Here is an 11619-nt window from a genome sequence, read left to right on the forward strand (position 1 = left end):
TTTATGATGATAGAGGGCTAATAGTGTTCTAAATAGGGTATATATTATAAAATAGTATTAGGAGGTACAGATAAATGATTAATACAAATAATTTTCTAAATAACTAAGAGAGGAAAAGAAATCCTCTCAAAAAGCATAGGAGGATTTATGATATATATAAAAAACTTAATAAAAACTTTACCAGATAGAAATCTATTTGAAATTGATAGTTTATCAATAGATGAAAATGATAAGATAGCCTTAATAGGTGAGAATGGAACGGGTAAAACTACTCTTTTAAGAATAATATTAGGCTTAGATAAAGACTATACTGGTCAAGTAAGAGTTGAAAGAGAACTGGGCTATTTATTAAATTATGACAGTAAAGCCAAATACTTTTCTGATGAAATCTACTCTAAATCACAATTAAGGGCTAATGACAACTATAGTCCAGGCGAAGAACAAAGATTAAAGCTAACAGACCTATTATCAGATAGTTTTAAATTTCTATTAATCGACGAGCCTACATCTCACTTAGACTTAAAGCAAAAGGAAGAACTTATAGGAAAGCTAAATTCAAGAAAAGTTGGATATCTTCTAATTTCGCATGATCGTGATTTCATTAATAGAACTTGTAAAAAGATTTTAGAATTAAAGAACGGAAAAATTGAAGAATATAATGGAGACTACAAATTCTATCTTGAAGAAAGAGAGAGAAGACTTAAGTTTAAAGAAAAAGAGTATTTAAATTTTATAAAAGAAAAAAGAAGACTTGAAAATTTAGCTAGCAATATAAAAGACCAATCATCAAAAGTAAGAACTACGCCTAAAAGGATGGGAAACTCAGAAGCAAGACTCCATAAAATGGGCGGTCAAGAAAACAAGAAAAAACTAGATAAACAAGTAAAATCTGTAGAATCCAGAATAGATCAACTAGAAGTAAAAGAAAAACCTAAAGAAGAAACAGAAATAAAACTATCCATTCCAGATAATAAACAACTTCACTCTAAAGTTTTGATAAGAGGAGAAAATCTAAATAAAGAGTTTGGAAATAAGATTTTATTTGAAAAATCCAATTTTCAAATAAAAATTAATTCAAAAACAGCTCTTATAGGAGAAAATGGAAGTGGAAAAACCACCCTATTAAACATGATTCTAAATCAAGAAAATGTATGGATGCATCCAAATCTTAAAATAGGTTATTTTAGTCAAATGAGTGATATATTAGACGAAGATGCTGATATCTTAGCAAATGTAATAAATACGTCTATATATGATGAAACAATGACAAGGATTGTTCTTGCAAGATTAGGTTTTAAAACTAATGATGTCTACAAGATTGTAAGTATTTTAAGTGATGGAGAAAAAGCCAAGGTAAAATTAGCTAAAATATTAACTTCAGATTTTAACTATCTTATTTTTGATGAACCAACAAACTTTTTAGATATAAGAGCAATAGAAAGTTTAGAAAATCTATTGAAATCTTATGATAGACCATTTATATTTGTAAGCCATGATGAGGAGTTTATAAAAAACCTAGCAGATACTCTTTTGATTATAGAAGATAAAAGAATCAAAAATTTTAAAGGTAGTTTATCACAATACAAAAATAGAAATGAGAAAACAACGAGTAGCAAGGGTAGAGATAGTTTATTACTTGATTTTAGAATATCTTCCATAAGTTCTAGACTAGCAATGGAGATACCTAAAGAGGAAAGAAAAAAACTAGAAGAGGAGTATAATAAACTCATTGAAGAAAGAAAAAAATAAATTTTAGCATCTACGAGAGTAGGTGCTTTTTTAAGACTTAATTTTAAAATGTAACATTAGAAAAATAAAATCTCTCTATGTTAAAACAATAATTTCCAAGTTCGTAAATTTTTTCAAAGGTCAAATCTTTCATAAAGTCATAAGTTTTTGCCATCCTCTAATAAAGTCCTACTTCTTAAAAATACAGAGCCAGATTGCCTCCTCCTGCCAAGAAACTCTGTGGATCTCGTGGGGTCTTATTACCAGGCTATCACCTTCCCCTAGGTCAAGTCTCCTCCCATCTTCATATTCTATTTGTGCCTTTCCCTTTAACAAGAAGACAATTTCAAGTTCCTCTTGGTCATAAAAACCTGTGACTTGATCAAGGGACATAGTCCTAATAACTTTTACCCCTTCATCTTCGTAAATCTTTTCTTCAATTTCTCCATCCCTAGAGAATTTTATATTTTTAAAAATATTGTATAATTTATCCATAGGCTAATTATAACATCATTTTTATTTCGATTTATGATAGAAAAAATTTGCTATAATTAAATAGAGGTGGAATATGTTTAGAGAAATGAGAAGAATAAAGCAAGAGCTTCCCCTTGAAGAAGCTAAGAGCTTGCTTAAGAAAAATAAAAGAGGAGTCCTATCTTTAAATGGCGAAGATGGCTACCCCTATGCCCTTCCCATAAATTTTTTATATGACGAAGAAGAAAATAAAATTTATTTTCACGGAGCCAAGAGTGGCTACAAGCTTGACTGCATCAAGAAAAACAATAAGTCCTGCTTCGTGACCTATGGAGACCAAGAGCTTTCAGACAATGGTTGGTCCTACTATCTAAAGAGCCTAGTGGCCTTTGGAGAAATTGAAATCATAGAGGACAGGGACCTTGCTGCCAAAAAATTAATTGAACTTGCTTCAAGATACTTTCCTTCAATGGAAGAAATAAATGAAGTTATGGAGAGAAGTTTTAAAAACGCCCTAGTCTTTTCCCTTAATATCCAGCACATGACTTGCAAGAGAGTTCACGAAAAATAAAAAATCGCAAGCAAAAAACCAAGGTCTTAGTTTTACCTAAAACCTTGGTTTTATTTTTATATATTTAATTCAACTTCTTCTAATTTCTTTTCTCTTTGGCTTTCCCTATAGTGGGCAAAAATTGAACCAATTAGGTTTTGAACTACAGAGAAAATTGCTCCTGGTAAGGCTGCAAGTGGATTCATTGCAAAGTTTATGTTTGCAAGAACTACTGCAAGACCAGAGTTTTGTGTGCCAACTTCAATTGAAAGAGTTGACTGCTTGTCGTAGTCAAGTCCCATTAACTTTCCAAGTCCTAGTCCAAGACCAAGTCCCAAAATATTGTGAATAATAACTACTCCAAAGACTAAAAGTCCTGAAGTCATAATTTTTTCTGCATTAAGTCCAACAATGGCTGCAATAATAAGGGCAATTGCCATAGAAGAAATAAGTGGGAAGACAAAGTCCACCTTCTTAATCCTTTCCCTCAAAAGAGCCTTGGCAACAATTCCCAGTCCTACTGGAAGTACAATTACCTTGACAATAGACATAAACATGGCCATAAAAGAAACTTCAACAAGAGATCCTGCCATCGCATAGACAAGAAGTGGCGTCATAATTGGCGCAAGTAAAGTTGAAGCAACTGTTAGTAAAACAGAATAGGCAAGGTCGCCTTCAGCTATGTGGCTCAATACATTGGAAGCAGTTCCACCAGGGCAAGTCCCAACAAGGATGACCCCAAGGCTTATATCCTTTGGCAACTTAAAAATCACTGATAAAAGAAGTGCCAAGAGGGGCATAATTGTGTACTGGCAAATAGCTCCCAAAAATATAAGTTTTGGTGCCTTTAAAATATTTTTAAAGTCCTCAACTTCTATGCTAGTTCCCATGCCAAACATTGCTGCTGCCAAGAATAGGGCTGTGTAATTAGTCATTCCCTTAAAGGCATCTGGATACCTCAAGGCAGTAGCAGAAAGTAGGAGGATAATTAAGATCAAGTATTTTTCTATATAAAGTGAAATTTTTCTAAGCAATTCACACCTCGAAGAAAAAGTTGTCAATAAGTCTAGTTGTGCCAAACCTAACAGCAAGGGCAACAAGACAGTCCCTGTCAATGACGTCCATGTCCCTTATCTCATCTGTGTCAACAACTTGTACATACTCAATATCAGCAAGTTCTTCGGTTTTTATTTCATCTTCAATAATCTTAATTAAGTCTTCAGCCTTCATTCCCTTTGTCATGGCATCCCTACCCTTTTCTAGGGCCCTATGAAGAACTGGTGCAGCCCTTCTCTCTTCATCAGACAAGTAAACATTCCTTGATGAAATTGCAAGGCCGTCCTCTTCCCTCTTAATTGGGCAAGGAACAATTTCGATTCCAAAATTCAAATCCTCAACAGCCTTCTTAACAATTAAAAATTGTTGGGCATCCTTCCTGCCAAAGTAGGCTCTAGTCGGTCTAAAGATGTGAAATAACTTTGTTAAGACAGTTAAAACTCCCCTAAAGTGAATTGGGCGAGTCTTGCCACATAAGTTGTCCTTTAAATCTTCGATAGTTACATAAGTTTTGTGATTTTGATAAAACTCCTTAGGGTCTGGCGTGAAAACTGCATCAACTCCAGCCTCTTCACAGAGTTTAAAATCTCTTTCTTCGTCTCTTGGGTAAGATTCATAGTCTTCGCCAGGTCCAAATTGAGTTGGATTTACAAAAATAGACACGATTACGACGTCGTTGTTCTTTCTCGCTTCATCCATAAGTGACCTGTGACCTGGATGCAAAAATCCCATAGTAGGAACCAAACCCACAGACTTTTGGTAATTTCCCTTAGTAAATTCCAAAGCTTCTTGTACATTTCTTAGTACCTTCATCATTCTCTCCTTAAAAATTTATTTTGGAGAAATATTTAATTATAAATATTTAAGTACGGTTTATAAAAATAATACCGTCTCCGGCAATATTATAACAAAAATAATAAATTTATGCAGAAAAAAAGGCACTAACTTAGTGCCTTATCTACAAATTTTAAATTATCTCTACTATTTCAAAGGAATTTATTTTCTTTATCTTAACTCTTCCCTCTCTAATAAGTTCTTCTAAAATTTTTTCTTCTTTAAAAACAATTTTTAGTTCATCTTTTAAGACGAGGTCGTAGGACCTTATGTAGTCCAAAATTTTTTCTTCGTCGCTTAAGTTTTCTTTTCTCTCTTCTAGGTCTAGGTTCTCTAAGAAAAATTCTTCTACTCTTGAGAAGTCCATGATGTTTTGCAAGACTCTATGATTTTTTGTGATCAAGAAGCCTGGAAGTTTTTTTATCCTGTAGTCAAAAGACTCCATCCTATCTTGTAAAAATAAATCGTGAGAGTTCTCGTAATTAAATAAAAATTCATCGTAGTCTAAGCCAAAGCCTTCTAAGATTTCTTTTTGAACTTCTAATTTGAATATATTTTTCTGAAAGACTATGGCTTCTTCCAAAATTTTTCTCATATAATCCCTGGCTATGTCCTTATTCATTTCTTCTACTGATATGAAGTACTTGTCCAAGGGATAGGATGACTTGTAGTCCTCTGTGAAGAGGTCTGGTGAAGTTTCAAAGCCTGGCATGTGAGTCAGGGTTCCACTGGCCCTATACATATCAAAGAGGATTTGGTTCCCAAGACCTACTGAGTTTTTGTCCCTGAAGTTCTTTGGCAAAAATTCTTCGTAGTTGCCAATCAGTCCTCCCATGACAAATTCATAGGAAAAGTTTTTATATTTCCTTTCAAATTTTCTAATTATTGGAAAGAGTCCCCACAAGAAGGGATCTAATACGTCTGTAAATATTTTTAACATAGGTCCTCCTAATCTAGGTCGATTATATCAAAGAGAAAAAATTTTTTCAGCAAAATCTTCTCCAAGGGACTTGACTTTTAAATATTTTACAATAATCACCACAATATACATTTTCCTTGTGGTTTTCATATACTATATGTAGTATAATTTTATCTGTATTAAAGAGAGAAAATAAATAAATTATATAAAAGGAGATATGGAAAAAATGCCAGAAGTTATTAAGAGAAATGGCGAGAAGGTTGCCTTCGACAGGGACAAAATTGTAATCGCTATTGAAAAAGCTATGCACTCAAGTTCCGGTGTCTACATTGAGGACCAAGCTTTAGAAATCGCCAAGGAAATCGAAGAACTTGCCAACTCAAAGGACCTTCCCCTATCAATCTATGACATTGAGGGAGAAGTTTATTATCGTTTGATTCAAAACGACAACCCAGCTACTGCTAGGGCTTACGAATCTTACAAGTCAGTTCAACAATACAAGCGTGAACAAAATACTACTGACGAGGACATACTTGGTCTATTAAACGAAACTAATGAAGACCTAATGGATGAGAACTCCAACAAGAACGCTGTCATTGCCTCTACTCAAAGAGACCTAATAGCTGGTGAAGTTTCTAAGGATATAGCCAAGAGAAAGATGATCCCAGCTGACTTAGTTGAAGCTCACGAGTCTGGCGCCATCCACATCCACGACATGGACTACTTCATCCAACCAATTTTTAACTGCTGTCTTGTTAATATGAAGGACATGCTTGACAATGGAACTGTTGTTAATGGCAAGATGATTGAAACTCCAAAGTCCTTCCAAGTTGCCTGCAATGTTATGACACAAATCATTGCCCAAATTGCCTCAAACCAATATGGGGGTCAAAGTATTAATATTTCCTGTCTTGGCAAGTACCTAAGAAGATCTTACGAAAAGAATCTTTCTCTTGCCCTTGATACTCTTGGAGATATTGAACTTGCTGAAAAAATGGCAAATCAAATGACTAAGAAGGACCTTGAAAGTGGAATCCAAACTATTCAATATCAAATAAATACTTTGATGACTTCCAATGGTCAAGCACCTTTCGTCACTTTATTTATGTGGCTTGAAGATGACGACCAATATGTTGATGAAGTTGCAATGATAATCGAAGAAATCTTAAAGCAAAGAATTCAAGGAATCAAAAACGACGCAGGCGTTTATGTCACACCAGCCTTCCCTAAGCTAATTTACGTTCTTGATGAAAACAACATCAACAAGGACTCAAAATATTATTATTTAACATCTCTTGCAATTAGATGTACTGCAAAGAGGATGTACCCTGACTACATTTCTGCCAAGAAGATGCGTGCCAACTACGAAGGCAACGTATTTTCTCCAATGGGATGCAGGGCCTTCCTTCCACCATATAAGGACCAAAAGGGCAACTACAAGTTTGAAGGAAGATTTAACATGGGAGCTTGCTCTATAAACCTTCCTCAAATAGGAATTCTTGCAGGTGGTAGCGAGGAAAAATTCTTTGAAATCCTAGAAAAAAGACTAGACCTTGTTAAGAGGGTTGGACTATTGCGTTACGAACACCTAAAGAAGGTAACAAGTGATTCATCTCCAATTCACTGGCAACATGGTGCCATAGCAAGACTTGGCAAGCACGAATCAATTGCTCCCCTTCTTTTAAATGGCTACTCAACAGTTTCCCTTGGCTACATTGGAATCTACGAAGCTACTATGCTTATTAAGGGAGTAAGTCACACAGACAAGAAGGGCTATGACTTTGCCATGAGAATTATGGATGCCCTTAACGATGCTGTTAATAAGTGGACTGAAGAATATGGAATTAAATTCACTCTTTACGCAACACCAGCTGAGTCACTTACACAAAGATTTGCCAACATCGACAGAGAAAGATTTGGCATCATAGAAAATGTTACAGACAAGGGTTACTACATCAACTCCTTCCACGTTGACGTTCGTGAAGAAATTTCTGCCTTTGAAAAGTTTAACTTCGAAGCTAAGTTCCAAGACAAGTCAACTGGTGGCTGCATATCTTATGTAGAAATTCCAAACATGAGCCACAACCTAGAAGCCCTAGAAACAATTGTGAGATATATTTACGACAACATCCAATACGCAGAATTTAACACAAAGTCAGACTATTGTGCAGAGTGTGGCTTTGATGGCGAAATCAAATTAAATGACCATGGCGACTGGGAATGCCCACAATGCCACAACACAGATAGGTCAAGCCTTACTGTAGTAAGACGTACTTGCGGTTACCTTGGAGAAAACTTCTGGAACGAAGGCCGTACTAAGGAAATCAACGCAAGAGTTCTTCACATCTAATGAACTTTGCCCAAATAAGAAAGTATGATGTTGCCAATGGACCTGGCATAAGGACCACGATCTTTGTGACAGGCTGCACCCACAAGTGTCCCCATTGTTTTAACGAAGAGTACCAAGATTTTAACTTTGGAAAGCCTTGGACTCGAAATGAAACAGATGAAGTTATAAAAAATTTAAAGTTAGATGAAGTTAAGGGCTTAACCATTCTTGGTGGTGAGCCCTTCCAAAATGAGGTGAACCTCTTAGGAGTTATTCGTGACATAAAAAAAGAAGTCCAAAAGGACATTTGGATCTTCTCTGGATATACTTATGAAGAAATTTTAAAAGACCAGGACAAAAAGAAACTCTTAGAAGAGTGTGACGTCCTAGTTGATGGAAGATTTGTGGAAGCTCTAAAAGATTTAAGCCTTAGATTTCGCGGATCCTCCAACCAAAGAATAATAGACATAAAAAAATCCTTAGAATCCAATAAAGTAGTTTTATTTGACTTATAAAGTCTAACTACGATAATATTTTTTCCAATCTCTTAAGATATAACTACTTAGATAAAAATAATAAAAACCCCAGTATTAATAAAGAGAACTTTAAAATTTGTCTAAATCCGACAGAAGTAGGTCTCCTTTAGGTTTAATCTGGGGTTTTATAATTATATTTTTATTAATCTGCTTTTTTTACTGTAACATTAATGAAACCATTGCCGCTTGTTCCATCAGCAAAATCAATATCAACTGATAACATTACCGTCATCTCGTCTAAAGGCGGGGTAATCACAGCCTCTTTTATATCCTTTAATTTATTTTTATCTACTTTTATTTCTTTTATTTCTGGTAAATTAGGAGTCGATATTGCATTTTTAATCATTTCTAAGCTAACATCTTCTCCTTGTTTTATATAAATATCTGTAAATTCAATTTCATGGTCCTCTGTTTTATCAACTTCCACTAACACTTCTAATTCACCAATTCTACCATCATTAAATATCACTTCAGCATTAAATTTTATCTCCTTTTCTTGTGACGAGCCGTCTAATGCATCTTGTACTTCTTGTATTTTCTTTTCATCAAATATAATGTCTTTTACATTTTTGACATTATCCATTTCTAGGTGTTCTTTTATTGTTTCTTTATTAAAAGTTATGTCATCCATATTTAACTTAATGAAAGTTTTCATTGGGATTTTTGTATAAACTAAATCACCATTTTCAAAATAAATATTGTCAGCATATTTTAAATAAACAATAGGCTTTAGAATTTTAACATTTTCTGGTAATTTACCATTTATAGTAACTGTTATTATTCCATCTTTTTCTTCAACACTATAAAGATCTTTATTTAACTCTTGCTTTTTATATTGCGGTGTAGATTTAGAAATTGCATCAAAGCTATCATAATCCTTTTTAGAAATATAATTTAATTTAATATATCTCTCCTCAGAGTCTCCTATTTTTTTAACATCACTAAGGGCTGTTTTAATTTTTATTTGATTATTCTTTAAAGATGTATAGTTCTTGTCATTGTTTTTATTTCTGGCATCTCTTTCACCTAATACTTCGAAATCAACAAGAATATTCTTTGCAATTTTTCTAAAGGATCCTCTATATTTTTTACCTTCAAATTTTGTCAATTCTTCAAGTTTTTTTACCTCATCTGGAGATAAGTCTTTTTTATTTAACAAAATTTTAGCTTCTTCCATAAGGGCTTTTAAATCAGCAATTGATTTTTCATTTTTTGGAGTCTTCACTCCTTCTAAGTCTAATAAATCATCGTTTCTTGAATCAATAATTGACTTTAAAATCTTCTTCAATTCAATAACATGTTGATTCTCTGAACTATTCTCACTTACTAATGTATTATTACTTTTTTTATTATTTTTCTTATTTTCATAATAGTTATAATTATGTCTTGATTCTTTAGTTTCTTTTGTAATAATAGATGCATTTTTAGATTTTTTGCTTTCAGATTTATAATTTTCTGAATTGGAATAAATTGTATTATATAAAAACTGAAAGGCATCTTTTCTAAGTGCGAATGAATTTGGATTAATATTTTTCCCACATATGTTTTCTTCTTCAGCCCATTTAATCCAGTCATAAGGCCACTTAGCATTATTTATTGCAGTCTTATTTAAATTCTTTTTGTGGCAAACAAGAATCTTTAGAAGCTCTGCATTAGTAATATTTTTCTCACCTTTAAATGTTCCATCTGGATACCCACTTATTAAGTTCATGTTATTCTTTGCATAAGAAATCACACCGTTGGCCCAGTAATCTTTCCCTACATCGCTAAAAGGTATTTCTTTTCCTTGTAATTCAATTGCCTTATTTTTATTTCCAAGTGAATAAACTAAGATTTTCGTTATCTCACTTCTTTTTAAATTTTTTTCAAGACCTAAACTACCATCTGGATAACCATCTATTATCCCTTTTTCCTTTAAAAAATTTACTTTTTCAAGTTCATTATCCTTGGAAGCAAATACACTTATATTAAAGACAGACAAAAACATTAAAATAACTAATAAATTAACAAATCTTTTTAACATAAATTCCTCCTTAGTATACTTTATTCATATAATATTTAAACAATATTAATTGTATCAGAGCTCAAATATTAAAATAATTTATATTAATGTAATGATTTTAATCTCAAAAATTTCAAAAAATCAATTTTGTAACTATAACCAAAAAATACCATCCTTACTGGATTGTCCAATAAAGAAGGTAAATTTATCTATTCTGATTTTTTTGTCTTATTCTTCTGGTGGAATTGGCTTTTCTAATTTTTCATTTTCAAAGAAGTTAGTCCCATCATTAGCATTATCTTGGAAGGTCCCAAAAGTTGAAACATAGTCCACACCATCAATAGTATAATAAATTTCAACTCTAAGGTATTCCATAAAACATTTTTCAAATTGAGTCTTATACCTCTTAGTTTCAAAATAATATCTGCCGTCGTCAAGCCTATCTAGTTCTCCTTCTATGACTGTCTCCCTTGTTTTATCATTATAATAAGAATCGGCAAATATTTTAATCTTTGGTATTGCAGGTTCATAAACTTCTCCCCTATCTATAAACTCTACATAAAATTTATTATCCTTATTTAAATGTATGCAAGGTATATCTCCTTCTATGGCTCCTGCAATTGTATCTCTTAACTTCATAACTTTTTGTTCAGGCAAACTTTCAAACTTTGCTCTTTCAAAAGTTCTAATAATTGGTGTTCTTTCATCATTAGACACCTTTATATTTACCTTAACCCCATGGACTGAATTATTTCTCTTTGCTTCTGGCTTTGGACAACGATAAATATGTAGACCTACAAATAAAATTATTGGAATAAGAATTAAAATTGCTAGAACTTTCGCGACTTTACTTTTCATACTATCACCTGCCTATAGTTTACCTTAAAAATAATTTAAAATCATTAACTTTAAAGTCAAGCAGATTGTTGGTAATAACTTTAAAGATTTTAAAGCTATATAAATTTTTCCAATAAAAAAATCTCCCAAGTCTTGGAAGATTTTCTTATCTTTAATATGTAATGAGATTACTCATTGTGGAATAATTAAAGCAAAATATTTTACTAATTTTAAAAGGAGTATTTAAAATAAAAAGTCTATTGACAAAGGAATCCTTACATCAATAGACCTTTTAACTGGCGATAACTTACTCTCCCAGATCGTTGCCAACCAAGTACCATCAGCGGACTAATG

General features: G+C 32.8%; 10 protein-coding genes. 4 read left to right on the forward strand and 6 right to left on the reverse strand.

The features are described from left to right. The first annotated feature begins 147 nt into the window (after positions 1-147). Positions 148-1749, forward strand: a complete 1602-nt coding sequence (gene abc-f / locus HMPREF1864_RS03575; RefSeq protein ID WP_062571478.1) for a ribosomal protection-like ABC-F family protein — start codon at positions 148-150, stop codon at positions 1747-1749. Between the two features lie 168 nt (positions 1750-1917). Here the strand turns inward: abc-f and HMPREF1864_RS03580 are convergent, their stop codons facing one another. Then, positions 1918-2223 (reverse strand): cupin domain-containing protein, encoded by a 306-nt coding sequence (locus HMPREF1864_RS03580; protein WP_062571479.1) that lies wholly within the window; start codon positions 2221-2223, stop codon positions 1918-1920. 73 nt (positions 2224-2296) lie between these two features. On the opposite strand from HMPREF1864_RS03580, the gene HMPREF1864_RS03585 reads away from it, so the two are divergent. Next, positions 2297-2773: a pyridoxamine 5'-phosphate oxidase family protein gene (locus tag HMPREF1864_RS03585; RefSeq protein ID WP_062571480.1), complete on the forward strand. Its 477-nt coding sequence runs from the start codon at positions 2297-2299 to the stop codon at positions 2771-2773. Positions 2774-2829: 56 nt separating this feature from the next. Here the strand turns inward: HMPREF1864_RS03585 and HMPREF1864_RS03590 are convergent, their stop codons facing one another. From HMPREF1864_RS03590 to HMPREF1864_RS03600, 3 genes are all read right to left on the reverse strand, one after another. Further along, entirely contained in the window at positions 2830-3786 is a 957-nt protein-coding gene (locus HMPREF1864_RS03590; protein ID WP_062571481.1) for a bile acid:sodium symporter family protein, read from the reverse strand. 1 nt (position 3787) lies between these two features. Then, a complete protein-coding gene (gene panC, locus HMPREF1864_RS03595) occupies positions 3788-4621 on the reverse strand; it encodes a pantoate--beta-alanine ligase (protein WP_062571482.1) in 834 nt (277 codons plus the stop codon). Between the two features lie 154 nt (positions 4622-4775). Then, positions 4776-5582 (reverse strand): thioredoxin domain-containing protein, encoded by an 807-nt coding sequence (locus tag HMPREF1864_RS03600; RefSeq protein WP_062571483.1) that lies wholly within the window; start codon positions 5580-5582, stop codon positions 4776-4778. A 205-nt stretch (positions 5583-5787) separates the two neighbouring features. Here HMPREF1864_RS03600 and nrdD point away from each other — a divergent pair, with 205 nt between their 5' ends. Together nrdD and nrdG are read left to right on the forward strand one after the other, a co-directional pair. Continuing rightward, entirely contained in the window at positions 5788-7911 is a 2124-nt protein-coding gene (gene nrdD / locus HMPREF1864_RS03605) for an anaerobic ribonucleoside-triphosphate reductase (protein ID WP_062571484.1), read from the forward strand. Next, positions 7911-8405: an anaerobic ribonucleoside-triphosphate reductase activating protein gene (nrdG, locus tag HMPREF1864_RS03610; RefSeq protein WP_062571485.1), complete on the forward strand. Its 495-nt coding sequence runs from the start codon at positions 7911-7913 to the stop codon at positions 8403-8405. The genes nrdD and nrdG overlap by 1 nt, the downstream gene beginning before the upstream one ends. A gap of 163 nt (positions 8406-8568) precedes the next feature. On the opposite strand, the gene HMPREF1864_RS03615 is transcribed toward nrdG, so the two are convergent. Both HMPREF1864_RS03615 and HMPREF1864_RS03620 read right to left on the reverse strand, forming a co-directional pair. Further along, entirely contained in the window at positions 8569-10449 is a 1881-nt protein-coding gene (locus HMPREF1864_RS03615; protein WP_062571486.1) for an S-layer homology domain-containing protein, read from the reverse strand. A gap of 207 nt (positions 10450-10656) precedes the next feature. Next, entirely contained in the window at positions 10657-11286 is a 630-nt protein-coding gene (locus HMPREF1864_RS03620; protein ID WP_062571487.1) for a hypothetical protein, read from the reverse strand. Positions 11287-11619 lie beyond the last annotated feature (333 nt).

This window comes from Peptoniphilus sp. DNF00840, from assembly GCF_001553125.1.
Classification (GTDB): domain Bacteria; phylum Bacillota; class Clostridia; order Tissierellales; family Peptoniphilaceae; genus Peptoniphilus_A; species Peptoniphilus_A vaginalis.

Bases quoted from the DNA above. Each gene is read 5' to 3' on its own strand.
- abc-f (WP_062571478.1), top strand. From the start codon at position 148: ATGATATATATAAAAAACTTAATAAAAACTTTACCAGATAGAAATCTA.
- HMPREF1864_RS03580 (WP_062571479.1), bottom strand. From the start codon at position 2,223: ATGGATAAATTATACAATATTTTTAAAAATATAAAATTCTCTAGGGAT.
- HMPREF1864_RS03585 (WP_062571480.1), top strand. From the start codon at position 2,297: ATGTTTAGAGAAATGAGAAGAATAAAGCAAGAGCTTCCCCTTGAAGAA.
- panC (WP_062571482.1), bottom strand. From the start codon at position 4,621: ATGAAGGTACTAAGAAATGTACAAGAAGCTTTGGAATTTACTAAGGGA.
- HMPREF1864_RS03600 (WP_062571483.1), bottom strand. From the start codon at position 5,582: ATGTTAAAAATATTTACAGACGTATTAGATCCCTTCTTGTGGGGACTC.
- nrdD (WP_062571484.1), top strand. From the start codon at position 5,788: ATGCCAGAAGTTATTAAGAGAAATGGCGAGAAGGTTGCCTTCGACAGG.
- nrdG (WP_062571485.1), top strand. From the start codon at position 7,911: ATGAACTTTGCCCAAATAAGAAAGTATGATGTTGCCAATGGACCTGGC.
- HMPREF1864_RS03615 (WP_062571486.1), bottom strand. From the start codon at position 10,449: ATGTTAAAAAGATTTGTTAATTTATTAGTTATTTTAATGTTTTTGTCT.
- HMPREF1864_RS03620 (WP_062571487.1), bottom strand. From the start codon at position 11,286: ATGAAAAGTAAAGTCGCGAAAGTTCTAGCAATTTTAATTCTTATTCCA.